This is a genomic window from Stenotrophomonas sp. YJH_SMC_81 (assembly GCF_059370875.1).
The window spans coordinates 69,238-94,757 of sequence record NZ_JCAFUB010000005.1; the positions used below are offsets into that span (position 1 = coordinate 69,238).

Consider the following 25,520-nt stretch of genomic DNA (forward strand, 5'->3'; position numbering starts at 1 on the left):
CGCGGTCAGGGGATTCTAGCGCAACCGCGTGCATTCCAGCGACCGGCTCTGCGCCGCGCCGCTGCGCTGCTGGGCCTGGGCCGGCTGCGTGCCCGCCGCCAGCTGCCCTTCCAGCCACCATTGGCCGGCGTCGCCGCTGGCGACCAGGCGCGGCTGGAAGCCGGCGGCCTGCACCGCCGCCATGCGCCGTTCGGCGCCTTCGCGGTTGCGGTACTGGCCCAGCGCCACGGCGTTGGCCTCCTCGCCCTGGCTGATGATGTAGTAGTCGCTCAGGCCGGCGGCGACGATGCGCTTCACGGTGGCCTGGGCTTCGTCACGGTTGGCGGCGGCCGGCAGCATCACCCGGTAGCGGGCACTGCCGCTGGCAGCGGGCTGTTCGCGCAGGCGCGCTTGGCTGAGCAGCGTGCCGGCCTTGCCTTGCGCACTGCTCGCAGCGGCGCGGTCGGCGAACGGGCCCAGCGCGACGCAGCGCGGCGGCTCGGCGGCCGCGGGCGGGGTTACGGGCTTTTCCGCTGCCGGAACGGGTGCAGGCGGTGTTCCCGGCTTGGCAGCGTCAGCAACCGGCGTAGCGTCAGCCACCTGCGGCCTGGCGATCTCCGGCTTTGCCGGCGCAACGGGCGCGGGCGTCGCAGCCACCGCGGTCTTCGCCGCCGGTTCGCGCTCCATCAGCGGTGCGGTCGGGGCGGCCGCAGTGGCCTCGGCTGCGGCATTGGCATCCGCGCCACCCGGCACCCACCGCAGCTCGGCGACGCCAGCCGGTTGCGGCGCAGGCGCAGGCTTCTGCGGCGCATCGCGCAGCAGCCACCAGCAGGCGACGCCGAGATTGAGAATGGCCAGTACGACGATCAGGGCACGGGTCAGCATGCGCGGATACTAGCGCGCGGGCTGGTGCACCGCCCAGCGGGCGAGGCCATCCAGCACCAGCGAGGGGTGGTAATCGGCAGCGGGCAGCAACGGCATCAGCGCCGGTGCGCCGCCACCGTGCACGAGCAGCGACGGTGCCACGCCCAGCAGCGTGTGCGCGTGCTGTGCGCTGCGTTCAATCAGCGCCACCGCAGCGCCATCGCAGCCGGAGGCCAGCGCGTCGGCGGTGTCGTTGGCGAACTCACTGTAGCCGCCACCGGTCGCGGGCAGCTGCACGGCACGGGCATGCAGTGCTTCGCGCATGGTGGTGGGCGATGCGGAGATGCGGCCACCGTGGTGCTGGCCGTCGGCGTCGAGCAGATCAATCGTCAGTGCGGTGCCCACGCCGACCACCAGCACCGGGCGCTGCGCCTTGGCCGCAGCCAGCAGGGCGAGGAAGCGGTCGACGCCGAACTTTTCCGGCCTGGCATAGGCAATGCGCACGCCGGCGCATTCGGCGCTGGTGCGCACTACATGCACATGCTCGAAGCGACGCTGCAGCTGGTCCAGCATGGCGCTGGTCAGCGATGGTGCGGCCACGCTGGCCACGAACGCGGTGCGGCCGCTGGGCAGGCTGTGCGGCGGCTGCCCGGCCATGCCTTCGGCGCCATGCGCCCAGGCCTGTACGTCACCGGCACGGTCACCCTGCAACGGCGCGAACTTGAAGCGCGAGTTGCCGAGGTCGAACAACCAATCGCTCATGCCGCCCTCACGCTGACTTCGCCGGCGTGCAGCAGGCGTTCCTGGCCATCGATGCGCACGCGCAATGCGCCGTCATCGGCCAGGCCAAGCGCAGTACCGTGCTGCCACTGCCCATCCAGTTCCACGCGCACTTCGCGGCCGGCCAGCATGTCGAAGGCAGCGTAGCGCGGCAGGAACGGAGCGAGGCCTTCGCGATCGAATTCTTCCAGCGCCGGCAGCAGGCGCGCCAGCACGGCAGCAACCACCCCATTGCGGTCCACCGGCTTGCCGGCCAACGTGTCCAGGTCCACCCACGGCTGGGTGATCTGCTCGCCGAACGACGGCGGCATGTGGGTGTTGATGCCGATGCCGATCACCGCGCGCGCCGGGCCGGCGTATTCGCCACCGCCCTCGGCAAGCAGGCCGACCAGCTTGCGCTTGCCATCGACGATCAGGTCGTTCGGCCACTTCAACTGCGCTTGGGTGTAGCCCAGGTCGTGCAGCGCTTCGGCCACGGCAATGCCGGCCACCAGGCTCAACCCGGCCAGGCGGCCGAGGCCGCCGGAGTACAGGCGCATCACCGACAGGTAGATATGCGCGGCCAACGGCGAGGCCCAGGTGCGGCCACGACGGCCGCGGCCACCGGTCTGGCGTTCGGCCAGCAGCACGCTGACCCCGCGCTGGGGCGCGCTGCACCGCAGCAATTCAGCGTTGGTGGAGTCCACCGTCCAGGCCACCTGCAGGTCGTGCAGCAGGGCCTGGGCATCGGCGGGCAGGCCGGCGCGGATCGCCGCCGGGTCCAGCAGGTCAACCGGGCGGGTCAGGCCATAGCCCTCGCCAGCACGGCCCTCGATGTCCACACCTGCGGCCCTAAGCCCTTGAATACGCTTCCAAATAGCCGCCCGGGTCTGGCCCAGCTCTCGGGCCAGGGCGTCGCCGGACAGGCGACCGGCAGCGAGTTTGGCCAGCAATTGGCGATCGTCCACGGCAGCTTCCACGAAGTCAGGCAGGAATTATGCGGGAAAGCCGCCAGCGACGCCTGCCACGCTGGGTTCCGCAGGGGCTTCCAACGAGGCGCCGGGTTCGGGCTAGAATCGGGAACTCACCCTCCCTTAACGTGGATGTCGTCAATGCGCCGTTATGCCCATTGCCTGATCCTGCTGATGATGCCCTTCGCGGCGTCTGCAACGGCAGCGCTGGACGACAGCCGGGGCGCCTGCGTGTCCTCCAACGGTGATGCCGCCTCGCAGCGCGCGCCGACCGCGACCGCCTCGGCTGCGACCACCAAGCCGGCACCGGTACGCCCTGCGGCCAGCAGTGCCACCAGCACCGGGGGCGGCGGCAGCGACGACGACGTGCTGCAGCGCATCCGTGCGCCGAAGTGGCACAGCTACCTGCCGGGAATGTTCCGCTGATCAAGTCGTTGCTGCAGTGGCTGCGGCCCTCGCCGCGGCCGATCGACGATGCGCTTTGGGAAGACGCCTGCCGCCGTGCGGCCTGGCTGCGCGGCCTGCACGATGAACGCCGCGCGCGACTGCGCGTGCTGGCCACGCGCTTCCTGCATGAGAAGACCATTACCCCTGTCGGTGAACTGCAACTGCAGGCTGGCGATGGCGTGCTGCTGGCCGCACTGTGCTGCCTGCCGCTGCTGGAATTCGGCGAAGTGGGGCTGGAAGGCTGGTCGCAGCTGATCGTCTACCCGGATGCGTTCCGCGTGCACCGCAGCCACATGGATGCGGCCGGCGTGTTGCACGAGTGGGATGACGAGCTGATCGGCGAGTCGTGGGACAGTGGTCCGTTGATCCTGTCCTGGGCCGACGTGCAGGCCGACCTGGCCGCGCCGCACGACGGCTACTGCGTGGCGGTGCATGAGATGGTGCACAAGCTCGATGCGCTGGATGGTGCGATGGACGGCACACCGCCGCTGCCGCGGCAATGGCAGCGCGAGTGGGCGGCCACGTTCCAGCGCGCCTACGACGCCTTCTGCGCGCAGGTGGACGCCGGCGAAGAGACCCTGATCGATCCGTATGCGGCCGAGGCGCCGGAGGAGTTCTTCGCGGTGAGCAGCGAGTACCACTTCTCGGCACCGGATCTGCTGCAGCAGGCGTTGCCGGAGGTCGCCGCGCAGCTGCGGCGGTTCTACGGCGAGCCGCCGAAGATCGAAATGCCGTAGTGCCGGCCGCTGGCCGGCAACCTCATGATCTTCGATGGCATTGCTTGGTTGCCGGCCAGCGGCCGGCACTACCGATCAACGAGGTTTACGGCCCCGGCGGCAAGCGCACTTCGAAGCGGGCGCCACCCAGTTCGGCCGAACGGCCCACGCTCAGTTCGCCGCGGTAGTCCTTGATCAGGTCCTGCACGATCGACAGGCCGATGCCGTGGCCCTGCACGCGCTCGTCGCCACGCACGCCACGCTGCAGCACCTTGCCGATGTCATCCGGGGCGATGCCCGGGCCATCGTCGTCCACCGCCAGCAGCAGGCCGGCACGGCGCGCGTTCGGCGCCGGCAGCGGCTGCGCGGTCAGCAGCACGCGGCGGTTGGCCCACTTGAAGGCGTTCTCCAGCAGGTTGCCGAGCAGTTCCTGCAGGTCACCCGGCTCGCCGTGGAAGCGCGCGGCCGGGTCGATATCGAATTCGCACAGCACGCCCTTGGCGGCGTAGACCTTTTCCAGGCCACGCACGATTTCCTCGGCGTTGGACTCGATCGGCAGCGGCGCGGAGAACAGCTTGTGGCCCGACGAGGCCGCGCGTGCCAGCTGGTACGAAACCAGGTTGTTCATGCGCTGCAGCTGCACGTCCAGTTCTTCGCGCAGCGCACCGTCGCCGGCGCCGCTGTCCATCTGCGTGCGCAGTACCGCGATTGGCGTTTTCAGGCTGTGCGCCAGATCGGCCAGGGTGTTGCGCTGGCGCTCGAGGTTCTCGCGCTCGCTTTCGATGAAGGCGTTGATGCTGTCGGTCAGCGGTTCCAGCTCGCGCGGGTGGCGCTCGCTCATGCGCTCGGTCTCGCCGCGCTGCACCTTGGTCAGCTCGGTGATCACCCGGCGCAACGGGCGCAGGCTCCACTGCAGGATGACGGTCTGCAGCAGCAGCAGGATCAGGCCGATGCCGCCCAGGTAGAACCAGACGCGGCCACGGAACACGCGCAGCTGCGCACCCAGCGCGCGCGAGTCTTCCATCACGTAGATGGTGTACGGGAATTCGGTGGCGGGGTCGGCGTCGGCGCCCCACACCAGGCCCAGGCCATAGCGGTACACCGAGCCCTGGCTGCCATCGATCTGGATCATCGGCAGCGGACCTTCGAACACTTCCTGGCGCGGCGCCAGCAGGCCGCCACCGACGGTGGGCAGCATCGGGCCTTCGGCGGACATCGAATTGCCCTTGCCGTGCGGCATCACCACCTGCAGGTACAGGCCACTGCCCGGTACGTCGAAGCGCGAATCCGGCGGCTGCTCGCGGATGTACAGCGAGCGGTCGCGGGTGAAGTCGATGCCGGCCGCGTAGGAGGTGGCGTAGTTCTTCAGGCGCTCACGCAGGTTCGCCTTCGCCGTATCGGCGAAGGCGGCGTCGAGCGCGTAACCGGCCAGCGCCAGGAACGCGACCAGGCCCACGGACGCGGCGAGCATCTGGCGCGCCTGCAGTGAGCGCGGCCGCCAGCGTCGGAAGAACCACAGACGGCCGGACATCGTGTTATCGCCAGGGTGAGCCGGCTCAGCCCTCGTTGCGCGGGATCGCGAAACGGTAGCCGCGACCGCGCACGGTCTCGATCGGCTTCAGTTCTCCATCCGGGTCCAGCTTCTTGCGCAGGCGGCCGATGAAGACCTCCAGCACGTTGGAGTCGCGGTCGAAGTCCTGCTGGTAGATGTGTTCGGTGAGGTCGGCCTTGGAGACCAGTTCACCGGCATGCATCATCAGGTACTCCAGCACCTTGTACTCGTAGCTGGTCAGGTCGACATTGCTGCCGGCCACGCTGACCGTCTGGGCAGCAAGGTCCAGGGCGACCGGGCCGCATTCCAGGGTCGGCTTGCTCCAGCCGGCGGCGCGGCGCAGCAGCGCGTTGACGCGGGCCAGCAACTCTTCGACGTGGAACGGCTTGACCAGGTAATCGTCGGCGCCCTGCTTCAGGCCCTCGACCTTGTCCTGCCAGCTCGAACGCGCGGTCAGGATCAGCACCGGGAACTTCTTGCCTTCGTCACGCAGGGCCTTGATCAGCTCCATGCCCGACATCTTGGGCAGGCCGAGGTCGATGATGCCGACATCGAACGGAACTTCGCGCCCCATGTAGAGGCCTTCCTCGCCGTCCTGCGCAGCATCGACGGCAAAGCCTTCGCGCTTGAGCCGGGCTGCCAGGGTCTCACGCAGCGGGGCTTCGTCTTCGACCAGAAGGATACGCATGAACTCTCCCTAGTGTCCTGGGTGTGGCCCGGAGGCCTGTGGGGTACGGGTTGATAGCGACGACTATCCCTGTTCAGGGGTTATCGCCGCGTAGTGATGACATATCCGACCGCGGCGTGCGCGGCTGTGAACGCGACGGGGCGGGGTCGTCCATGTAGCGGACCCGGCCCCGGTCGTCCATGTACTTCACCCGGTTGATATCACGACCATCGAACGGCACGCGCTCGGCGCCGAGGATGTGGCCGCCGGTGCTGCGCTGCACGCGGCGCACGGCATCGGACAGCGAACGTTCGTCGCCACGGTTGCCACGCTCTCCCCGATCCATCATTTCCGCCCGCGCCTGCTCGCCGCGCGGCGGCTGTTGCGCCAGCGCCGAAGACAGCGGCGCAGCCGACAGCACCACGCAGGTGGCCAGGGCAATGCGGCAATGGAAGGGAGCGGAAGACATCGATGCGATCCTAGCCGAGCACGGCGATTCGTTCAAAAGTCGTAAATCCGGATGCCGGGTTCGGGACACGGCGCTTTACAAATCCTTTGCAAATTCTTGGTTTGGGGCAGTGAATCCGGTCTGAACTTTTCCGGTCGCAGCCCCGCGATGTTCAGCTAGGTGAACATTCGGGACGAATCGCCGTCCCTTGTCAAGTCAGGAACGTGACTGCGGTCACGCTGCGGCGCGATCAGCTTCGCGCTCGGTGACCAACAGCGCCTGCTCGACCAGGCTCCAGTCGGCGCCCGGGCGGTGTGCGCCCTCGCTCAGCACCTGGCGGAACGCGCGGCCACCGGGCTGGCCGTGGAACAGGCCGAGCAGGTGGCGGGTGATGTGCTTCAGCGCCAGGCCTTCGCCCAGGCGCGCTTCCACGTAGGGACGCAGCGTGCGCAGCAGGTCGCCACGGGCCTGAAGCGGGGCGCCGGTCTGCAGCGCCTCCAGCTGATGCAGCAGGTAGGGGTCGTGGTAGGCCGCGCGGCCCAGCATCACGCCATCGACGTGCGCGGCCTGCGCCTGCACCGCCTCGATGGTGGCCAGGCCGCCATTGAGCACCACCGGCAGCCCCGGGCGCTCCTGCTTCAGGCGGTAGGCCCAATCGTACTTCAGCGGCGGAACCTCGCGGTTCTCCTTCGGCGACAGGCCCTTCAGCCACGCGTTGCGCGCATGCACAACCACCATTGCGGCACCGGCGGCGACCTGGCGGTCGACGAAGGCGGCGAACACGTCGTAGTCGTTGTCCTCGTCCACGCCCAGGCGGCACTTCACCGTCACCGGGATATCAACCGCGTCGACCATCGCCGCCACGCAGTCGGCCACCAGCGCCGGCTCGCGCATCAGGCAAGCGCCAAAACGCCCGGCCTGCACGCGGTCGGACGGGCAACCGCAGTTGAGGTTGACCTCGTCGTAGCCCCACTCGGCGGCAATGCGCGCAGCCTGCGCCAGCAGGGCCGGATCGCTGCCGCCCAGCTGCAGCGCCAGCGGCTGTTCGCTGACATCGAAACCGAGCAGGCGCTGGCGATCGCCATGGATGACCGCATTGGCGTGCACCATTTCGGTGTACAGCCGCGCACCCGGCGCCAGCAGGCGGTGGAACACCCGGCAATGGCGGTCGGTCCAGTCCATCATGGGCGCGACGGACAGGCGCAGGGAATCAGCGTAACGGGCGGTGGCGGACGTCATCGGGGTGTTGATCGGGGAGACCGGCATTGCCAGTGAGATCAATAGTTTACACCGGACGGCTGAACGGCGGCGGGTGGCGCCGGGACTGGCCGCTCGACCGGCCCCGGGGTCGCCGCGTGGCCTACAACCCGCGGTTGCGCACCTGTTCCTGCTGCTGCTCCTGCGCACGCTGGTTGAACTGGCTGTCCAGCGCTTCGCTTTGCCGGCTGCTGGCCTCGACCGAGTGCGATACCGCCTGCTGGCGGTCGACGAAGGTCCGCTGCGCCGCCGGGTCGCCCAGCTCGCCCTGCACCGCAAACAGACCGGTGCCGTCGGGGCGGGCCACGACATGGTCGATCTGGCGCATCCCGGACACCTTGCTTTCGTACGCCAGCTGGCCGGCCGCCCGCTCAACCTCCTGCGGGTTGGCGAACAGTGGCTTCAGGCCGGCCTGGGCACGCTGCTGCTCCAGCGCCTGCAGCTTGCCCAGCGCCTGGCCGAAGCGCGCGTTGTCGGCGTGCCCGGCGTCGCGCATGCTGGCCGGCTCTGCGGGCTCGGCCCGGGCCGGTGCCGCCGGCGCGGTACCGGCCTTGACCGCGTTGGGGGCATCGACCTGCGCCAGGGTCTTGCGGCCTGCCTTGCCATCGTCGTCCAGGCCGTTGTTGGCCTGGAACTGCTTGACCGCCGCAAAGGTGTCCTTGCCATACACACCATCGGCGTGCAGCGGCTTGCCATCGGCCCCGGCATAGCCCAGCGCCGCCAGCTTGCTCTGCAAGGCCTTGACCTCATCGCCGCGCTCGCCCTGCTTCAGCACGCCATCGGCCATCGGCGCCTGCTGTGCACTGCGTGCCGCCTGCGCGGCCTCGGGGCCCTGCGCGTGGACCTTGCCGCCCAGGGTGATGCGGTCGTTGAGGATGTCGCCCAGATAGCGACGGTACTGGTCCGGCTCGACTTCGATGTGCGCGTGCACTGCACCCGGCGAGCCCACGTCCGACTGCCGCACCAGCGGCGCACCGTATTCGACGAAATCCCCGGTCTTGTATGGAATGGACCCGCGCGCGCCGTGCAGCACCTGGCCCACCAGTTCGCGGCGCGCGTCGCCGACCGGATGGCTGTAGATGCTGATGGAGTTGGTACCGTCGTTGTTGAGCTGGACGTAGCCGGCGACCGGACTGGGAACCATCAGATTGCGCCCGCCTGACCGGTCGGTCAGGATCAGGTCCTTCTGCACCAGCGGAATGTTGTTGACGTCACCACGCCGGCGCACGGCCTCCAGCTCGCCCTCGACCATCTCCGCGCTACGGTCGACCCGGCTGGCATCGCCCGCGCGAACGGCAGCCGCGTTGGTGTTTGGGTGGTGGATCTTCAGTTCGCGGAACGCTTCTTCGCCACTGATGCCGTGGCGCAGGATGCGGTTACTGCCGCCATTGCCGAACGGCTCTACCACCGAGATGCGCTCGCCGCCGGGTGCAGGTGCCGCGGCCGGTGCAGCAGGCGCAGCGGGTGCGGACGGTGTCGGCGTTGCAGGGCGGTGCTGTGCCGCTTCGGCCTGGATCGCACTGCGTGTGCCTGCGTCGGCCATGCCAGTGACCGGCAGATGGTGCTGTTGCTGGAACGTGTTGATGGCGTGCTGGCTCCCTGTCCCCAGGTAACCATCGGCGGTAATTGCTTTGCCCTGTGCATCGGTCAGCCCCAACGCCACCATGTCAGCCTGCAGCGCGCGTGCCTCGCGATCGATCGCACCCAGCGTTGCCGGACCGGCCTTGCCATCCACCGGGGTCAGGCCATGATCGCGCTGGAACGCTTCGACGGCCTTCCGGGTAGTGGCATCGAACTGTCGGTCGGGATGGATGGCCTGCGCGCCTGCGCCGCCATAGCCCAGTGTGTGCAGGTTGTGTTCCAGCTTTTCCACCGCGCGGCCGCTTGAGCCCTCCTTCAATACCTGCGGACCACCGCCACCGTGCCCGTGCGCTCGCGCCTGTTGCAGCGCCACCTGGATATCCGGGTCGCTGCCTTCGGTGGCGGGCGCGAAATCCCGGCGCCCCACCTTCAGGTGCGCGCGATCCATTTCGGCGGAATGCTGCGCATAGGCATCTTCATACCTGGCAGCGACATCGGCAGCAGCCAACCCGGCATAGGAAGGGGTGCGCTGGCGGATGGCAGCGGCCTGGTCGCGCAGTTCCTGGTAGTCACCACCGCGCTTAAGCACCGCTTCCAGGTCATCCAGCCGACCCGGCAGCTGGTTGGCGGTCTTGGCAATCAATGCGATGGCCTCGAAGCGCTTGTCTTCGGCAATGCCGCTGCCATGCTTGTCCAGCATGGTCATGGCGATATTCGTGGCATTGCGCACCTGCGGGTAATCGATGTGGGTGTGAATCCACTGCTTGCCTTCCGCCGAGCCGGCCCAAGCATTGATGCTGTCACGCGTTGGTGCATCGATGAAGCGGATGGATGAGCGCTTTCCCTCGCCATTGCCGTGGCTGAGCAGATCCGCACGCAGGTCAGTGCGATCATGCGTGAAGGGCAGGTTGTGTGCCTTGGCGTAGGCGCTGGCCTGGTCAATGACCCCATCGACATACGTTGTCTCGCCCGGCTTCAGTTTGCGCGCCTGCGTCGCGCCCAGCGGCCACTCGCCACGTTGGCCGAAATCCACCTGAATGGTGCCCAGTGAATAGCCGCTGTTGTCCCTTACCGCACTGACCGTGCCCCATTGCGGCTCGTTCAGGTGCTTGGTGATGCCAGCAATGCTGAGGTGGTACGACGATCCACCACCTTCGGTGCCGCGTCCGACAGCAAAGAACACCGCGCCGGCAGTGGCGTCCAGGTTGCGGGTGTCAATATTGTTTGGCATGTCTTACTTCCTTGTCCGTGGAGGATTGACCGGTTGCAGTTGCCTGCTGGCGACCGTGGATCAGGGCGTCAGCACCCGCGTGTGCAGCTCGACAGCGCGGTTGGCATACCGGTTGATGCGGCACGACTGAGCATCCAGCATCGGCCCCACATGGTCGCTGGAAGGTGCACAGCGCTTTTCGGTATCTGCAGCCCAGTTGGCCTGCTCGTCCATCCAGCGGTCCTTGGCCGGGCCGTCGGGGCCGTCCATCAGTCGCGCGACCTGTGCTTCCAGCAGCGCCTTGTGGTGGGCGAGCTCGGCCGTATCGCAGGCTTCCAGCTGGTCGTCCATGCCGCGGGCGTCCTGCACGCAACGGGTGTATTCCGGACGCAGCGTTGCCTGGGTAAACGAGGTATCCGGCGGCGCGCTCTGCGCCAGCAACTGGTCGGCACGGTTGGCAACACGGTACAGGCGGCATTCCTGCGCGCCCTGCAGCTGCTGCACGCTGCCGTTGGGAACATCGCGGCAATAACGGTCTGTATCGCTGCGCCAGCTCGCCTGGCTGGCCTGGAACGCCATCTGGGCAGCAGCGTCGAGCCCGGCCAGCGCCTTGCTGGCCGCCGCTTCGAGACGCGCTTCCTGGTAGGCAAGTTCGTCCTTGCCGCAGGCCTGGAGCTTGCCTGCATCTTCCACCCCATCCACACACCAGCCATAGGCTGGGCGCAGGCGACCCTCGGTATAGGACGCATCCGGGTAGTGGGGGGATTCTGCCGATGCCGGGCCGGAAGGGGCTGTCGGCGATGCCGCAGCAATCGACGCGGGGGCCGCCGTTTCGGTCGATGCCTGGGAAGAAGGCGCCTGGCATGCGGTGAGCGCCAGGCACAGGGCCAACACCTTCCAACACCCACGGCCGACGCCGACCCGTTCGTTGCGCCCAAGCGCGTCCATTGCCTGCATTGCCTGTTTCTCCCTTGCGTGTCGCCAGCGGGTGCCGGCAGGGAGGGGCCGTCCATCGACCCCCATCACGCGGGCAATGCTACGACAGCGCCGGTTTCAGGTGCCTGACCGGATTCAGAATGCGTGCACCTCGTCGCAGAAGCAGGAAGCGTAAGCCTCAATGCCCGCCCGCGCGCCCGCCCACCTGTTCGATCAGCGTCTGGCTAGCCACATTGAGGCCCACCACCACCACCTCCGCCCCATGTGCGGCCAGCTTTTCCTGCGCACGTTCCAGCGCGGCCACTGCGGTCAGGTCCCACAGGTGGGCGTCACGCAGGTCGATCTGCACCTTCGGCGCGACGTGCTGGTAGTCAAACGCCGCGCCCAGCTGGCCGGCGGACGCAAAGAACACCTGCCCGCGTACGCGGTAGACCTGCGTGTCTCCGGCATCCTCGCGCTGCACCTCCAGCATGCGGCCCACCTTGCGGGCGAAGAACAGGGCAGACAACAGCACGCCGCTGAGCACACCCTTGGCCAGGTCGTGGGTGGCCACGGTGACCACCACGGTCAGCAGCATCACTGCCGACGAGCTGCGCGGATGCGTGCGCAGGTCGCGCAGCGAGCGCCAGCTGAAGGTGCCGATGCTGACCATGATCATCACCGCCACCAGTGCGGCCATCGGGATCTGCCGCACTAGGTCGCTGCCGTATACCACCAGCACCAGCAGCAGCACGCCGGCCACCAGGCAGGACAGGCGGCCTCGACCGCCGGAGGTCACGTTGATCACCGACTGACCGATCATCGCGCAGCCGGCCATGCCACCGAGGAAACCGGTGACCGTGTTGGCCAGGCCCTGGCCGACGCACTCGCGGTTGCGCTCACTGGGCGTCTCGGTGATGTCCTCGACAATCTGCAGGGTCATCATCGATTCGAGCAGGCCGACCACCGCCAGCGTGGCTGACACCGGCAGCAGGATGCGCAGCGTTTCCCAGGTGAAGGGCACATCGGGGATGAGGAAGTACGGCAGGCTGTCGGGCAGCTGGCCCATGTCGCCCACGCTGCGTGCATCGACGCCGAAGCCGATGACCACGGCGGTGAGCACGATGATCGCCACCAGCGGCGAAGGCACAGAGCGGGTGAGGCGCGGCAGCAGGTAGATGATCGCCAAAGCGGTGGCGCACAGCACATACACGGTGGGGCCGCGGCCGATCAGCTCGGGCATCTGGGCCAGGAAGATCAGGATGGCCAACGCGTTGACGAAGCCGGTGATGACCGAGCGCGAGACGAAGCGCATCAGCGAGCCCAGCTTGAACACGCCGGCCAGCACCTGCAGCAGGCCGGCCAGGATGCTGGCGGCAAACAGGTACTGCAGGCCGTGGTCCTTGACCAGGTCGACCATCACCAGGGCCATCGCGCCGGTGGCGGCAGAGATCATGCCGGGGCGGCCGCCAGCGATGGCGGTGACCACCGCGATGGAAAACGCGGCGTACAGGCCGACCTTGGGGTCGACGCCGGCGATGAGCGAGAAGGCGATGGCCTCGGGAATCAGGGCCAGGGCGACGACCATGCCGGACAGCAGATCACCACGGATGTTGCCGAGCCATTGCTGGCGCAGGGGGTAGGACGTTTGCATGGAAAAACTCCGCGCGCACGCGGGCGTGGCCGCATGGCGCTGCAGTGGAAAGACGCGGGTTCCTGAGCCGGGCGGGCCGGCTGCCGAGGTGCGGCAAGGGTCAGGGTGGCGTGATCACTGCAGGCGGGAATCGGTACGTGGGGGGGACGCAGTCTACGGCACAGGGCTGCCAAGGGACAGCGTCGACAGCCCGCAACGGCAGCGGAGCATGGCTCCGCTCTACAATCGCGCCATGGCCACCGACCACGCACAGTTCTTCGATCCCGCCACCGAACAAGGCGTGCTGCGCCTGTCCATCGCCGCCTCACTGCTGCTGGCCGCGGCAGCGGTGGTGTTCGGCCTGCTGGCCAATTCCTCGCTGATCATCTTCGACGGCATCTACGGCCTGATCGATGTGGTGATGACCTGGCTGTCACTGCTGGTCGCGCGGCTGATCGCACTGTCCACCAGCACCGACGCGCTGCAGTCGCGGCTCAACCAGCGCTTCACCATGGGTTTCTGGCACCTGGAGCCGATCGTGCTGGGGGTGAGCGGCACGCTGATGATCGGCGCGGCGCTGTATGCGCTGGTCAATGCGGTCGACGCGCTGATGTCCGGCGGTCGCCACATCGCGCTCGGTCCGGCCATCGCCTTCGCCGGGTTGTCGATCGTCGGCGAAGGTGCGCTGGCCTGGTTCGTGCTGCGCGCCAACCGCCGCATCGGTTCGGAGTTCATCGCACTGGACGCGAAGAACTGGGTGATCGCCGCCAGCATGTCGGCCTGCTATCTGCTGGCCTTCCTTGGCGGCGTGCTGGTGCAGGGCACCTCGCTGGCGTGGGTCGGGCCGTACATCGACCCGGCCATCCTCGCCTTCGTCTGCGTGCTGGTGATGATCGCCCCGCTCGGCACCGTGCGCCGGGCGCTGGCCGGCATCCTGCTGGTCACCCCGCCGGAACTGCAGGCGCATGTGGATGCGGTGGCACGCGCGATCGTGGCCAGGCACGGCTTCGTCGAGCACCGCAGCTACGTCGCGCAGGTGGGGCGTGGCGAGCAGATCGAGCTGTTCTTTGTGGTGCCGGAAGACGACCCGCCGCGGCCCCTGGTCGAATGGGACCGGCTGCGCGACGAGATCGGCGAAGCGCTGGGCGAGGCCTCGCCGGACCGCTGGCTGACCATCATGTTCACCACCGACCGCGAGTGGACGATCTAGGCCGGCAGGACGATCGATCAAGTTTTTCGTACGCGTTGCAACCCAACGTACGCGGAAAGCGGGCAAAGTAGGCTCCAACGCAACACCCACCCACTGACCAGGAGCATCCCGATGTCCATCGAAAAGGTTCTGTACACCGCCCAGGCCACCTCTACCGGCGGCCGCGAAGGCCGTTCCGTCTCCTCCGACAACGTGCTGGACATCCAGCTGTCGACCCCGCGCGAGCTGGGCGGCGCCGGCGGCCCGGGCACCAACCCGGAACAACTGTTCGCCGCCGGCTACTCGGCCTGCTTCCTGGGCGCGTTGAAGTTCGTGGCCGGCCAGGCCAAGGTCGCGTTGCCGGCCGACACCACCGTCACCGGCAAGGTCGGCATCGGTCAGATCCCGACCGGTTTCGGCATCGAGGCCGAGCTGACCATCAACGTGCCGGGCGTGCCGCGCGAGCAGGTCGAAGAGCTTGTGCAGAAGGCGCACATCGTGTGCCCGTACTCGAATGCCACCCGCGGCAACATCGACGTGACGCTGATCGTTGCCTGATGCGGTGCTGCCGGCCAACGGCCGGCACTACCCGCGCGCGGTGAAAAAAAATGGGCGGATGCCGGTCGAAACCGAGCATCCGCCCATCCCACCTCGGGTGGGCCCCGGCACGTGGCCGGGGACGCATTCGCTACGGCGCGCATCCATCCTTCTGGAGGAGAGCCCCCTTGTTGTTCAAGGGGGTGCGCCAACGGCGCGGGGATAAGGTGGAATGCGCGGACCAGCGACCGGTTACCGGTCGCTGGTGATGAGCTGCACGACGCTGGAGAAATCCAGCTTGCCGCGGCCGGCCTGGTGGTTCATCGAGTACAGGTTGCGGGCCACTTCGCCCAGCGGGATCGAGGCGCCGACACTCATCGCCGCTTCCACCGCCAGGCCCATGTCCTTCAGCATCAGATCGCTGCCGAAACCGCCGCTGTAGCCGCGCGAGGCCGGCGCATTTTCCAGCACGCCCGGCCACGGGTTGCACACTTCGGTGGCCCAGCTGCGGCCGGTGCTGACCGCCATCATCTGCGACAGCACCTTCGGGTCCAGCCCGTGCGCAACACCCAGCGCGATGGCTTCACCGGTCACCGCCATGATCACGCCCAGCGCCATGTTGTTGCACAGCTTGGCGACCTGGCCGGCACCGCTGGCGCCGACATGGAAGATGTTCTTGCCCATCGCCTGCAGCACCGGGCGAGCGCGTTCCAGCGCGTCCTCTTCGCCACCGACGATGAAGGTCAGGGTACCGGCCTGGGCGCCCGCGGTACCGCCGGAGACCGGCGCGTCGATCATCTGCAGGCCACGCGCGGCGGCCGCTTCGGAAACCTTGCGGGCACTGGCCGGTGCGATCGTGCTGCAGTCGATGACCAGTGCACCCGCTGGGATGGCGGCGAGGATGCCGTCATCGCCCAGGTACACGCCTTCGACGTGGCGGCTGGCCGGCAGCATCGAGATCACGACTTCCGCATCGGCCAGGGTGTCGCGTGCCGACGACGCCGCGCTGGCACCGGCATCGACGGCGGCCTGCACCGCAGCCGGGACCAGATCGAACACGCGCACGGTGTGGCCGTTCTTGACCAGATTGGCGGCCATCGGGCCACCCATGTTGCCCAACCCGATGAATGCAATGCGGCTCATGCAAGGCTCCTTTCAACAAGGGGAGTGCCCAGGTCGGCCAGCGGATGCGCGGCAGCGGCCCAGGGGGAAGCAAAGAAGGTGTCGGCCCACGCGCCGGTGGCCTCGGCCAGGGTGGCCGGGTTCCACTGCGGATTGCGGTCCTTGTCGATCAGCAGTGCGCGGATGCCTTCGGCGAAATCGCCGTGGGCGGCGCAGTGCAGCGCGGTGATGTACTCCAGCCGGTAGACGCTGGCCAGGTCCTGGCCGGCGCTGCGGCGCTGCAGCTCGAACGCCAGACGTGCCGAGCCGGGCGCGCCGGCGGCAAGCGTCTTCTGTGCCGCCTGCAGCCAGGCATCGTCGGTCTGCAGCGCGCTGATGCGTTTGATGATCGCGGGCAGGTCATCGCCTTCGCACAACGCATCGACCTGCGCCGCGTTGGCCAGCAGCGGACCGGTCGCAGCATCACTGGCATGCGACTGCAGCAGATGGGTCAGGCGTTCGTGGTTGTGTGCGGAATCACTGGACCAGGCCACCTGCAGCAGCGCATCGAACACCGCGCTGCGGCGTTCTTCAGCCACGTGCACATCGGCCAGGCCGGCATAGATGGCATCGCCCGGATTGAGCAACGCGCCGGTCAGGGCCAGGAACAGGCCGCCCTTGCCCGGCACGCGCGGCAGCAGCCAGCTGCCACCGACATCCGGGAACAGGCCAACGGTGATTTCCGGGAAGGCCAGCTTGGAGCGCTCGCTGACCACGCGGTGGCTGGCGCCGGACATCAGGCCGATACCGCCGCCCATCACGATGCCGTGGCCCCAGCACAGGATCGGCTTGGTATAGGTGTGGATGAGGTAATCGACGCGGTACTCGACGTCGAAGAACTCGGCGGCGTAGTCGTTCTCGCGGATGTCGCTGCGGCCGGCCTCACGGAAGGCGACCATGGCCTTGTACAGGCTGTGCAGGTCGCCGCCAGCGCAGAATGCCTTTTCGCCAGCACCCTGCAGCACCACCATGGCGATGCCGTCGTCGTCGGCCCAGGCGTTCAACTGCTCCAGCAGCAGGTGTGCCATCGGCAGCGAGAAGCCATTGAGCGTGCGCGGCGCGTTGAGCGTGGCGATGCCGATGCGCATGCCGTTACCGGCCACGCGCTCTTCGAACAGCACCGGTGCGTCGTCGGCAGCGGTGTCGGTGCTCATGCGTTCTTCCACTGCGCGGCGCGCTTTTCCAGGAAGGCAGTCACGCCCTCGACCTGGTCGGCGGTGTCGAACAGGTCGACGAAGGCTTCGCGCTCGGCCACCAGCGCCGAGGCGTGGGTGCCGGTGCGGGTGGCCTGTACCAGCGTCTTGCAGGCGGCGATGCTGGTCGGGCTCTGCTTGCCGGCCTTTTTCGCCCATTCCAGCGCCAGTGCCTTGGCTTCGCCCTTGCCGACCTTTTCTTCGGCCAGGCCGATGCGCAGCGCGGTCTCGGCGTTGATGCGCTCACCCAGCAGGATCATGCGCTTGGCCCAGCCCTCGCCGACCAGGCGCGGCAGGTTCTGGGTGCCACCGGCGCACGGCAGCAGGCCGACGGTGGCCTCTGGCAGCGCCACCTGGGCGTGGTCTTCGATGATGCGCAGGTCGCAGGCCAGCGCGCATTCCAGGCCTCCGCCCATCGCGTAGCCGTTGATCGCGGCGATCGACACGCCACGGAAACCGGACAGCGCCTCGAACGCTTCGCCGAAACGGCGCGCGGCTTCGCGCGCTGCGGCCTTGTCGCCGGAAGCGAACTGGTTGAGGTCGGCACCGGCGGAGAAGAACTTCTCGCCGTCACCGGTGATCACCAGTGCGTAGACGTCACGGTCTGCGTTGAGCGCGCCGACCAGGTCGCGCAGCGCCGACAGGCTGTGCACGGTCCAGGTGTGCGCCGGCGGGTTGTTCAGGGTGACCACGGCGGTATGGCCGTCGGCCTCGACCTTCAGGCCCACGTGCTCCTGGGTACGCCAATCCTTCATCGCAGTTCCTCTTCGGTGTTGAGCAGGTGACGGGCAACGATCACCCGCATGATCTCGTTGGTGCCTTCCAGGATCTGGTGCACGCGGCAGTCACGCAGCAGGCGCTCGATCGGGTACTCGCGGATGTAGCCGTAGCCACCGTGGATCTGCAGCGCCTCGTTGCAGACGCTGAAACCGGCATCGGTGGCGAAACGCTTTGCCATCGCGCACCACACATTGGCATCGCTGGCACCGGCATCGAGCTTGCGTGCGGCGGTGTGCACCATCTGCCGCGCGGCCACCAGCTGGGTGACCATGTCGGCCAGCTTGAACTGCAGCGCCTGGAACTCGGCCAGCGCCTTGCCGAACTGGCGGCGCTCGCCCATGTAGCGGCGCGCGGCATCCAGCGCGCCCTGCGCGGCACCCAGCGAGCAGGCAGCAATGTTGATGCGACCACCGTCGAGCCCCTTCATCGCCAACTTGAAGCCGCCGCCTTCCTCTCCCAGAAGGTGGCTGACCGGCACGCGGACGTTTTCGAAGGTGATGCCACGGGTGGGCTGGCTGTTCCAGCCCATCTTCTCTTCCTTGCGGCCGAAGCTGATGCCCGGCAGGTCCGACGGCACTGCAATGGCGCTGACGCCGCCGGCACCGGCACCGCCGGTACGTGCCATCACCACCAGCAGTTCGGTGGCACCGGCGCCGGAGATGAAGGCCTTCGAGCCGTTCAGCACGTAATGATCGCCGTCGCGCACGGCGGTGGTTTTCAGCGAGGCCGCATCGGAACCGGCACCCGGTTCGGTCAGGCAGTACGAGGCCAGCCTGTTGCCCGAGGACAGGTCAGTGCCCCACGCATCGCGCAGTGCTGGCTGGCCCCACGTGGACACCATCCACGAGGCCATGTTGTGGATGCTGATGTAGGCCGCAGTCGACGGATCGATGTTGGCGAGCTCCTCGATGACGACGGCGGCGTCCAGCCGGCTCAGGCCGCTGCCGCCCACGTCCGGGTCCATGTACAGACCGCAGAAGCCCAGTTCACCGGCCTTGGCGATCGCCTCGCGCGGAAAGATGCCCTCCGCATCCCATCGCGCGGCGTGCGGCGCCAGTTCGGCCTGTGCGAAGTCGCGCGCCGCCTCGCGGTACGCCTGCTGCGCTTCTTCCAGTTCCGTCGTCATCGAGTGGCTCATGGCTGCTCCTGCCGTTACTTCAGGCTGATCGTGGTGTTGACGCCGTGGCTCAGCGTCTCGTCATCGAACCAGCGCGCGGTGACCGTCTTGGTCTGGGTGTAGAACAGCACCACCTGCTTGCCATACGGGCCCAGGTCACCCAGCTTGGAGGCGCGCGAACCGGTGAACGAGAACAGCGGCACCGGCACCGGGATCGGCACGTTGATGCCGACCTGGCCGACGTCGATGTCTTCCTGGAACTTGCGCGCGGCCGCGCCGGACTGGGTGAACAGTGCGGTGCCGTTGCCGTTCGGGTTGCTGTTGACCATCGCGATGGCGTCTTCCAGCGTTTCTGCTTCGAGGATGACCAGCACCGGCCCGAAGATTTCTTCCTGGTAGATGCGCATGTCGGTGGTGACACCGGCAAAGATGGTCGGGCCGACGAAGTTGCCCTTCTCGAAGCCATCGACCTGCGGGTTGCGGCCGTCGAGTACCAGCTTGGCGCCCTGCTCCACGCCCGAGGCGATCAGGCCTTCCACGCGCTCGCGGGCGCTGCAGGAAATGACCGGGCCGACGTCGGTGCCGGACACGGTGCCGGCGCTGACCTTCAACGTCTTGGCCTTTTCGACCAGGTCCTGCACCCAGTTGCGCGCCTCACCGACGAGCACCAGGGTGGAGGCGGCCATGCAGCGCTGGCCCGCGGCACCAAAGGCGGCACCGACCATCGCGTTGAGGGTCTGTTCCTTGTTGGCGTCCGGCAGCACCACGGCGTGGTTCTTGGCACCCATCATGCACTGCACGCGCTTGCCGGCCAGCGAGGCGCGGTTGTAGACGTGGGTGCCGACGCGGGTAGAACCGACGAACGACACGGCCTTGATGTCCGGGTGGTCGCAGATCGCGTTGACCACTTCCTCGCCGCCGTGGACGACGTTCAGCACGCCCTTCGGAATGCCGGCTTCCAGGGCAAGCTCGACCAGGCGCATGGTGACCATCGGGTCCTGCTCGGACGGCTTGAGGATGAAGGTGTTGCCCGTCGCAATCGCCATCGGGAACATCCACAGCGGGATCATCGCCGGGAAGTTGAACGGGGTGATGCCAGCGCACACGCCCAGCGGCTGCATGATCGTGTAGGTGTCCACGCCATTGGCCACGTTGTTGGCCAGCTCGCCCAGCTGCAGGTTGCCGATGGCGGCGGCGTGCTCGACCACTTCCAGGCCGCGGAACACATCGCCTTCGGCGTCGGGCAGAGTCTTGCCCTGTTCGGCGGTGAGGATGTGGGCCAGCTCGCTCATGTTCTCGCGGATCAGCTGCTGGTACTTCAGGAAGATGCGCGCGCGGGTGCCGATCGGGGTCTTGCGCCAGGTCTTGAAAGCTTCCTTGGCGGCGGCGACGGCGGCGTCCACTTCGCCGGTGGTGGCGAAGGGCACCTTGGCCAGCACGTCCTGGGTGGCCGGATTGATCACGTCCTGCCAGTGGGAGGTGGCCGATTCAACGAACTGGCCATCGATCAGCATGCGGATACGGGGCGCTGCAACAGTCATGACGACAATCCCACAGGGTGCGAAAGATGCTTGGCATTATTCACAGCATCCACCTCGATTTCCGGGCTGAATCCGCTTAATCTGGCCAACACGCCCCACGATTCCTGTTAATTCTGTGAATCCCTCAGCTCCCCAGCGGCAACTCGGCCTGCGCCTGCTGCGGCTGCGCGAACAGCGCGGCTACAGCCAGGTTGACCTGGCGCGGGCACTGGGGTTGTCGGCCAGCTACCTGAACCAGATTGAGCGCAACAAGCGTCCACTGACCCCGGCCGTGCAGAAGAAGCTGGGCCAGGTACTCGGGGATGTTTCGGCGCTGTTCGACGAAGATGAGCCCGCCGCGCTGCAGGAAGCGCTGGGCGAGACCCTGCGCGACCTGGGCCTGGCCGAAGTCAGTGCCACCGAACTGCGCGCCCTGGCGGGCAACCTGCCGCAGGTCAGCCGTGCGCTGCTGGACCTGCACCGCCGCCACCTGGCACTGCGCGAGCATGCCGCCGCGCTGGAGTTCCAGCTGGGCGAGCCCGGCGCCGGCAGCACCCTGCCGGCCGGCGACCAGGTGCGCGAGTTCTTCAACCGCATGCACAACCATATTCCCGAGCTGGACGAACTGGCCGAGCGCCTGTTCGCCGAGTGGGGGCTATCGCCTGGGCATGTGGCGCCGCGCTTGCGCCAGCTGCTGGCCGACCGCCACGGCGTGCTGGTGGAAGTGGCCGCACTGCAGGCCGGGCGCGAGAAGCGCCATTACGATGCCGGCACGCGCCGGTTGTGGCTGCCGGACTACCTGGAGCCAGGCCAGCAGGCGTTCCAGATGGCCGCCGAACTGGCCCTGCACGGCTACCTGCCGCAGATCGACGCGGTGGTGGCGCGTGCGGGCTTCACCGATGACGCGCGCATCGCGCAGGCGCGGGTGGGTCTTTCGAACTACTTCGCCGGCGCGCTGGTCATGCCCTACATGCGCTTCCTGCGTGCGGCCGAGGCCAGCAGCTACGACATCGAACTGCTGGCGCACCAGTTCGGCGTCGGCTTCGAGGCGGTCTGCCACCGGCTGAGCACGCTGGCGCGGCGCAGTGCGCCCGGCCTGCCGTTCTTCTTCATCCGCGTAGACCGTGCCGGCAATGTGTCCAAGCGCCATTCGGCCACCGACTTCCATTTCTCGCAGGTGGGCGGCTCGTGCCCGCTGTGGATCGTCTACGAGGCGTTCAACCAGCCCGGGCGCATCCTTACCCAGACCGCGCGCATGCCCGATGGCCGCCGTCATTTCTGGCTGGCGCGGCAGGTCAGCAGTGGCCCGGTGGGCCATGGCCAGCCGCGCAAGACCTTCGCGGTGGCGCTGGGCTGCGATCTGCAGCATGCCGAGCGGCTGGTGTATTCACTGGGGCTGGATGTGCAGAGCCCGGGCAATTCGGTATCGATCGGGCCGGGTTGCCGGGTGTGCCCGCGCGAGGACTGCATGCAGCGCGCGTTCGCGCAGTTGCCGGGCAGGTAGGGTTGGTTCGGCAGGGCTGCGCCCTGCACCTGCCGAAGCCGAAGCCGAAGCCGAAGCAACAGCAAAAGCTGGCATTCCGTGGGATTGCGGGGCGGTGTCGGATTGCGGGGACGCCGTGAACCCGTCCCTGGGGGCTTGGCCGCGGCATCCATGCCGCGGACACCCCGCAATCCGACACCACCCCGCCTTCGACAGTTTCCTTCCATCTGTCGGAACGACGTATTGCTCTGGTAGGTGTCGACCTTGGTCGACGCGGTAGATCCACGCCATGCGTGGATGCTCTTCGATGAATGTTCGAAATATTCGATTTCGATGGACGTTCATCCACGCATGGCGTGGATCTACTACCGGGTCAGTAGATCGGCGTGACCTTCATCTGCGGCAGCGGGCGCGGTGCGCCATCGGTCAGGTCCGGGCCAAGGTCTTCCCAGGTGCGGCCCTGCTCGACCATCTGCGCCCACAGCTGCTGCGAGCCGCGACGTTTGTCTTCCGAGCCGAGCTTGTACGACGGCGGTGCCGGCTCGCCACGGGCAACCATCGAGTACGCCGCGCGATAGGCCAGCACCTGCTGCGCCGGGTCGTCGGTACGCGCCACTTCCAGCGTGTAGCGCTGATAGGCCGAGGCCAGGTTGCGCCAGCGGATCCAGTAGTGGTTCCCGAACGAGAACGAACAGAAGCGCGCGCCCGCCAGGCTGCCCTTGTCGGCGATGCGGGTCAGCACCTCCTGCGGCATGTCCAGGTTCATGCCGCCTTCGTCGCCCTGCAGGCTGACGTGCACGATACGGTCGCGGTAACCCGGCGCGCGTGCCTGCAGCAGGTCACGCCAGTTCTGCATGGTCGCCACGACTGCGAACAGGAAGCGCCCCAGCTCGGCTGCGGCGAGCGGCGTGGCAATGGACTGGTAATGCCGTTGCCAACCGTGGCGGTTTTCGGTGGGCAGGAACACGGCACGTTCCAGCGCCTGTCGGCCATCACTGCCACGGCCCACGTCCTCGGCATGCTGCGGGTAGACCAGGTTGATGGCGAAGGTCGGCCAGCGCGGTAGCGCGGCATCAAACAGATGGATCGGGAAGTTGCTGCTGATGCCACCATCGGAGAACCAGCAGATGCGGAACGCGGTAATCACCGGGCCGCAGGTCTGCCCGGCGCTGGTCAGCCCTTCCATGCTGTCGGCCACGTTGTGCTCCTGATCGGCGGCAGGTGCAGTGGGTTCGCAGCGGCGTTCGCGGCGCGAGGGCTCATGCAGCGGCACCGCGCTGATCAGCAACGGGAAGCTCAGGCTCATGCGCGTGGCCACCAGCACCGGCAGCTTCGGACCCTGCGGCAGGTGGTAGTACCGGCGCCCTTCCACCTCCAGCGGCGGGCCGGCCTGCGTCACCAGCCACTGCACCACGCTGGCGGGGAACAACTGCTCGAACTCCTCGCGCAGGAACCAGAACTGCGCGCCGCCCAGCGGCAGTGTGCGTGGTTCGTTGTGCGATACGCAGGTGGTGATCATCTGCAGGCTGATCGCATGCGGGCTGTCCGGCTCGCCGGCATAGCGCGGCGCGTCATGCAGGTCGGCAAAGGTCAGCGGTGCATCCAGCGGCTTGCCGGACAACTGCTGCAGGCATTCATGCAGCCACTCGGTCAATGCCGGTTTACGTGCATCGCGACCGAGGCCACTGCACAGGCCCAGCAGGTTGCGCCGGGCCACGCGCGCCACGCGCAGCGCGGCTCCGGCCACGCCTGCACCGTAGGCGCACAGCAGCGACGGCAGCAGCGTCGCGGCCACGCCGCTCCAACCACCGCCCCACCCGCCCAGACCGAGCAGCAGCGCCAGCGACACCAGCACTTCCAGCGGCGCGATCTCGAATACCGCCACCGCCAGGCACAGCAGTTTGTGCGGCAAGCTGGCATTGCCGGTCAGCACCACCAGCAGCCGATAGGCCGCACGCGCGCCCCGCGCCGGTTGGAACAGGCTGTAGATGAACCCCCGCCGCGACAACTGCGCCGACACCGCCGACAGCCCGCCATAACCGGCATCACCGGGCAGGTGCTCGCCGGCCTGCTGGCGCCGATCACCGTATGCCGCCGCAGCCGCCACCGCCGCAGCGATGGCGCCGGCAGAGGTGCCGCCGATGCTCTTGAACCGATACTCGCGTGCCAGCGCCAGTACCGCGTTGGGGTACACGATGCCGCTGGTGATGCCGCCTTTCATGACCAGATCGCAGTACTTGTCCGCCACCGTCTTGCCCCCGAGCCTACCGTCCGCCGCGTGGATGCCAGTATGGCGCAGCGGCTTCTCAGGGCCTGAGAACACCACCGCAGTCCGGGCAGGAATCTGCGGCGTTCAGCAGATGGCAGGCCTGCAGGCTTGACCGGCTCCACCATCGGCGTAGCATCTGCAGCAAGCCAAGGGACAGACCCGCGGCTGCCACAACGACATGAGGGATTCTCATGGAATTCGACTATCTCGTCTTCATCGGGCGATTCGAGCCCTTCCACAACGGCCACGCCGCCGTTGCCCGCCTGGCCCTGAGCCGGGCCCGCAAGCTGATCTTCCTGGTCGGCTCTGCCGATACCCCCCGCAGCCTCCGCAATCCCTGGACCGTGGCCGAACGCGCCGTGATGATCCAGGCCGCCCTCGATGGCCACACCGACCGCCTGCTGATCCGCCCGCTGCGTGACCACCTGTACAACGAAGCACAGTGGATCGCCAATGTGCAGCGCCAGGTGGCCGACGCCCTGCGCAACGACGGTGCCGCCGCCGATGCAAAGGTGGGCCTGATCGGCATGGACAAGGATGCCTCCAGCTACTACCTGCGGGAGTTCCCGCAATGGCCGCTGGTGGACGTGCAGCACACCGCCACCCTGTCGGCCACCGAGCTGCGGCGCTACCTGTTCGAAGCCGGCGACGTCGACTTCCACGGCGCGCTGCTGATGCTGCGTGGCAATGTGCCGGCGCCGGTGTACGACATGCTCGAAGCGTTCCGCAAAAGCGCGCCTGCGTATGCCCAGCTGGTGGCCGAGTACCGCTTCATCGAACAGTACAAGGCCGCCTGGAAGGATGCGCCCTACGCGCCCACCTTCGTCACCACCGATGCGGTGGTGGTGCATTCGGGCCACGTGCTGCTGGTACGGCGCCGTTCGGAGCCCGGCAAGGGCCTGTGGGCGCTGCCCGGCGGTTTCGTTGGCCAGGAGCAGAGCCTGCTGGACAGTTGCCTGCGCGAACTGCGCGAGGAAACCCGCCTTAAGATTCCGCTGCCGGTGCTGAAGGGTTCGCTGAAGGGCCAGCAGGTATTCGACCACCCCGACCGCAGCCAGCGCGGCCGCACCATCACCCACGGTTTCCACTTCGAATTCCCGGCCGGTGACCTGCCGCCGGTGCGCGGTGGCGACGACGCCGACAAGGCGCGCTGGATACCGGTGAGTGAGGCGTTGGACATGGGCCCGCAATTGTTCGAAGACCACCTGCACATCCTGGAGTATTTCCTCGGCCGCGGCTGACCTGCCCGGCTCTCCCCACCGGCGGATAGAC

The 25,520-nt window shown here is 67.8% G+C and carries 22 protein-coding genes; 6 read left to right on the plus strand and 16 right to left on the minus strand.

Features of this window, described 5'->3' with window-relative positions; translation table 11 throughout:
* Window positions 1–15: 15 nt before the first annotated feature.
* Genes AC5P8U_RS12210 through birA form a run of 3 tightly spaced genes read right to left on the minus strand, consistent with a single transcriptional unit; the run spans window position 16 to window position 2,570 of the window.
* Window positions 16–864 (minus strand): SPOR domain-containing protein, encoded by an 849-nt coding sequence (locus AC5P8U_RS12210; RefSeq protein ID WP_495214166.1) that lies wholly within the window; start codon window positions 862–864, stop codon window positions 16–18.
* A gap of 9 nt (window positions 865–873) precedes the next feature.
* On the minus strand, window positions 874–1,605 hold the full coding sequence (locus AC5P8U_RS12215; protein ID WP_053498757.1) for a type III pantothenate kinase: 732 nt from the start codon (window positions 1,603–1,605) through the stop codon (window positions 874–876).
* Entirely contained in the window at window positions 1,602–2,570 is a 969-nt protein-coding gene (gene birA / locus AC5P8U_RS12220; RefSeq protein ID WP_053498755.1) for a bifunctional biotin--[acetyl-CoA-carboxylase] ligase/biotin operon repressor BirA, read from the minus strand. The genes AC5P8U_RS12215 and birA overlap by 4 nt, the downstream gene beginning before the upstream one ends.
* A 144-nt stretch (window positions 2,571–2,714) precedes the next feature.
* Here birA and AC5P8U_RS12225 point away from each other — a divergent pair, with 144 nt between their 5' ends.
* Both AC5P8U_RS12225 and AC5P8U_RS12230 read left to right on the plus strand, forming a co-directional pair.
* Entirely contained in the window at window positions 2,715–2,999 is a 285-nt protein-coding gene (locus AC5P8U_RS12225) for a hypothetical protein (RefSeq protein ID WP_014645622.1), read from the plus strand.
* Window positions 2,966–3,757: a M90 family metallopeptidase gene (locus tag AC5P8U_RS12230; protein WP_227836898.1), complete on the plus strand. Its 792-nt coding sequence runs from the start codon at window positions 2,966–2,968 to the stop codon at window positions 3,755–3,757. The genes AC5P8U_RS12225 and AC5P8U_RS12230 overlap by 34 nt, the downstream gene beginning before the upstream one ends.
* Before the next feature lie 85 nt (window positions 3,758–3,842).
* Here AC5P8U_RS12230 and AC5P8U_RS12235 read toward each other — a convergent pair whose 3' ends face one another.
* The 7 genes from AC5P8U_RS12235 to AC5P8U_RS12265 form a co-directional block, all read right to left on the minus strand.
* Window positions 3,843–5,267, minus strand: coding sequence for an ATP-binding protein (locus tag AC5P8U_RS12235; RefSeq protein ID WP_065185596.1), 1,425 nt, complete (start codon window positions 5,265–5,267; stop codon window positions 3,843–3,845).
* 25 nt (window positions 5,268–5,292) lie between these two features.
* Window positions 5,293–5,976: a response regulator transcription factor gene (locus AC5P8U_RS12240; RefSeq protein ID WP_004136763.1), complete on the minus strand. Its 684-nt coding sequence runs from the start codon at window positions 5,974–5,976 to the stop codon at window positions 5,293–5,295.
* A gap of 73 nt (window positions 5,977–6,049) precedes the next feature.
* Window positions 6,050–6,424, minus strand: a complete 375-nt coding sequence (locus tag AC5P8U_RS12245; protein ID WP_005420623.1) for a hypothetical protein — start codon at window positions 6,422–6,424, stop codon at window positions 6,050–6,052.
* Window positions 6,425–6,637: 213 nt separating this feature from the next.
* The gene (gene dusA / locus AC5P8U_RS12250; protein WP_088497259.1) at window positions 6,638–7,669 is read right to left on the minus strand and encodes a tRNA dihydrouridine(20/20a) synthase DusA; all 1,032 of its coding nucleotides are present in this window, start codon (window positions 7,667–7,669) and stop codon (window positions 6,638–6,640) included.
* Window positions 7,670–7,763: 94 nt separating this feature from the next.
* Window positions 7,764–10,472 (minus strand): peptidoglycan-binding domain-containing protein, encoded by a 2,709-nt coding sequence (locus AC5P8U_RS12255; RefSeq protein ID WP_227836897.1) that lies wholly within the window; start codon window positions 10,470–10,472, stop codon window positions 7,764–7,766.
* A gap of 60 nt (window positions 10,473–10,532) precedes the next feature.
* The gene (locus AC5P8U_RS12260) at window positions 10,533–11,144 is read right to left on the minus strand and encodes a lysozyme inhibitor LprI family protein (protein WP_088497261.1); all 612 of its coding nucleotides are present in this window, start codon (window positions 11,142–11,144) and stop codon (window positions 10,533–10,535) included.
* Between the two features lie 421 nt (window positions 11,145–11,565).
* Window positions 11,566–13,020, minus strand: a complete 1,455-nt coding sequence (locus tag AC5P8U_RS12265) for a SulP family inorganic anion transporter (RefSeq protein WP_301655252.1) — start codon at window positions 13,018–13,020, stop codon at window positions 11,566–11,568.
* Window positions 13,021–13,228: 208 nt separating this feature from the next.
* Between AC5P8U_RS12265 and AC5P8U_RS12270 the strand changes: the two genes are divergently transcribed.
* Window positions 13,229–14,209 (plus strand): cation diffusion facilitator family transporter, encoded by a 981-nt coding sequence (locus tag AC5P8U_RS12270; protein ID WP_072168736.1) that lies wholly within the window; start codon window positions 13,229–13,231, stop codon window positions 14,207–14,209.
* A gap of 111 nt (window positions 14,210–14,320) precedes the next feature.
* Window positions 14,321–14,746, plus strand: coding sequence for an organic hydroperoxide resistance protein (locus AC5P8U_RS12275; RefSeq protein WP_004153735.1), 426 nt, complete (start codon window positions 14,321–14,323; stop codon window positions 14,744–14,746).
* Window positions 14,747–14,977: 231 nt separating this feature from the next.
* Here AC5P8U_RS12275 and mmsB read toward each other — a convergent pair whose 3' ends face one another.
* Genes mmsB through AC5P8U_RS12300 form a run of 5 tightly spaced genes read right to left on the minus strand, consistent with a single transcriptional unit; the run spans window position 14,978 to window position 20,517 of the window.
* Window positions 14,978–15,868: a 3-hydroxyisobutyrate dehydrogenase gene (mmsB, locus tag AC5P8U_RS12280; protein ID WP_005420650.1), complete on the minus strand. Its 891-nt coding sequence runs from the start codon at window positions 15,866–15,868 to the stop codon at window positions 14,978–14,980.
* Window positions 15,865–17,040, minus strand: a complete 1,176-nt coding sequence (locus AC5P8U_RS12285; RefSeq protein WP_072168737.1) for an enoyl-CoA hydratase/isomerase family protein — start codon at window positions 17,038–17,040, stop codon at window positions 15,865–15,867. Before AC5P8U_RS12285 ends, mmsB begins: the two co-directional genes overlap by 4 nt.
* Window positions 17,037–17,834: an enoyl-CoA hydratase gene (locus AC5P8U_RS12290; protein WP_227836896.1), complete on the minus strand. Its 798-nt coding sequence runs from the start codon at window positions 17,832–17,834 to the stop codon at window positions 17,037–17,039. Before AC5P8U_RS12290 ends, AC5P8U_RS12285 begins: the two co-directional genes overlap by 4 nt.
* Entirely contained in the window at window positions 17,831–18,997 is a 1,167-nt protein-coding gene (locus AC5P8U_RS12295; RefSeq protein WP_072168739.1) for an acyl-CoA dehydrogenase family protein, read from the minus strand. The genes AC5P8U_RS12290 and AC5P8U_RS12295 overlap by 4 nt, the downstream gene beginning before the upstream one ends.
* A 14-nt stretch (window positions 18,998–19,011) precedes the next feature.
* Window positions 19,012–20,517, minus strand: a complete 1,506-nt coding sequence (locus AC5P8U_RS12300; RefSeq protein WP_005420657.1) for a CoA-acylating methylmalonate-semialdehyde dehydrogenase — start codon at window positions 20,515–20,517, stop codon at window positions 19,012–19,014.
* A gap of 115 nt (window positions 20,518–20,632) precedes the next feature.
* On the opposite strand from AC5P8U_RS12300, the gene AC5P8U_RS12305 reads away from it, so the two are divergent.
* Window positions 20,633–22,000 carry a helix-turn-helix domain-containing protein gene (locus AC5P8U_RS12305; protein ID WP_072168740.1) on the plus strand — a complete coding sequence of 456 codons (1,368 nt, stop codon included), beginning with the start codon at window positions 20,633–20,635 and terminating at the stop codon, window positions 21,998–22,000.
* Window positions 22,001–22,352: 352 nt separating this feature from the next.
* On the opposite strand, the gene AC5P8U_RS12310 is transcribed toward AC5P8U_RS12305, so the two are convergent.
* The gene (locus tag AC5P8U_RS12310; protein WP_065178417.1) at window positions 22,353–24,200 is read right to left on the minus strand and encodes a patatin-like phospholipase family protein; all 1,848 of its coding nucleotides are present in this window, start codon (window positions 24,198–24,200) and stop codon (window positions 22,353–22,355) included.
* Window positions 24,201–24,439: 239 nt separating this feature from the next.
* Between AC5P8U_RS12310 and AC5P8U_RS12315 the strand changes: the two genes are divergently transcribed.
* A complete protein-coding gene (locus AC5P8U_RS12315; RefSeq protein ID WP_065178416.1) occupies window positions 24,440–25,489 on the plus strand; it encodes a bifunctional nicotinamide-nucleotide adenylyltransferase/Nudix hydroxylase in 1,050 nt (349 codons plus the stop codon).
* Window positions 25,490–25,520 lie beyond the last annotated feature (31 nt).

Excerpts from the sequence above, each read along its gene's own strand:
- AC5P8U_RS12240 (WP_004136763.1), bottom strand. The coding sequence starts at position 5,976 with ATGCGTATCCTTCTGGTCGAAGACGAAGCCCCGCTGCGTGAGACCCTG.
- AC5P8U_RS12210 (WP_495214166.1), bottom strand. The coding sequence starts at position 864 with ATGCTGACCCGTGCCCTGATCGTCGTACTGGCCATTCTCAATCTCGGC.
- AC5P8U_RS12215 (WP_053498757.1), bottom strand. The coding sequence starts at position 1,605 with ATGAGCGATTGGTTGTTCGACCTCGGCAACTCGCGCTTCAAGTTCGCG.
- AC5P8U_RS12315 (WP_065178416.1), top strand. The coding sequence starts at position 24,440 with ATGGAATTCGACTATCTCGTCTTCATCGGGCGATTCGAGCCCTTCCAC.
- mmsB (WP_005420650.1), bottom strand. The coding sequence starts at position 15,868 with ATGAGCCGCATTGCATTCATCGGGTTGGGCAACATGGGTGGCCCGATG.
- dusA (WP_088497259.1), bottom strand. The coding sequence starts at position 7,669 with ATGCCGGTCTCCCCGATCAACACCCCGATGACGTCCGCCACCGCCCGT.
- AC5P8U_RS12275 (WP_004153735.1), top strand. The coding sequence starts at position 14,321 with ATGTCCATCGAAAAGGTTCTGTACACCGCCCAGGCCACCTCTACCGGC.
- AC5P8U_RS12255 (WP_227836897.1), bottom strand. The coding sequence starts at position 10,472 with ATGCCAAACAATATTGACACCCGCAACCTGGACGCCACTGCCGGCGCG.
- AC5P8U_RS12290 (WP_227836896.1), bottom strand. The coding sequence starts at position 17,834 with ATGAAGGATTGGCGTACCCAGGAGCACGTGGGCCTGAAGGTCGAGGCC.
- AC5P8U_RS12265 (WP_301655252.1), bottom strand. The coding sequence starts at position 13,020 with ATGCAAACGTCCTACCCCCTGCGCCAGCAATGGCTCGGCAACATCCGT.
- AC5P8U_RS12235 (WP_065185596.1), bottom strand. The coding sequence starts at position 5,267 with ATGTCCGGCCGTCTGTGGTTCTTCCGACGCTGGCGGCCGCGCTCACTG.
- AC5P8U_RS12285 (WP_072168737.1), bottom strand. The coding sequence starts at position 17,040 with ATGAGCACCGACACCGCTGCCGACGACGCACCGGTGCTGTTCGAAGAG.
- AC5P8U_RS12225 (WP_014645622.1), top strand. The coding sequence starts at position 2,715 with ATGCGCCGTTATGCCCATTGCCTGATCCTGCTGATGATGCCCTTCGCG.
- AC5P8U_RS12300 (WP_005420657.1), bottom strand. The coding sequence starts at position 20,517 with ATGACTGTTGCAGCGCCCCGTATCCGCATGCTGATCGATGGCCAGTTC.
- AC5P8U_RS12245 (WP_005420623.1), bottom strand. The coding sequence starts at position 6,424 with ATGTCTTCCGCTCCCTTCCATTGCCGCATTGCCCTGGCCACCTGCGTG.
- AC5P8U_RS12270 (WP_072168736.1), top strand. The coding sequence starts at position 13,229 with ATGGCTCCGCTCTACAATCGCGCCATGGCCACCGACCACGCACAGTTC.
- AC5P8U_RS12310 (WP_065178417.1), bottom strand. The coding sequence starts at position 24,200 with ATGAAAGGCGGCATCACCAGCGGCATCGTGTACCCCAACGCGGTACTG.
- AC5P8U_RS12295 (WP_072168739.1), bottom strand. The coding sequence starts at position 18,997 with ATGAGCCACTCGATGACGACGGAACTGGAAGAAGCGCAGCAGGCGTAC.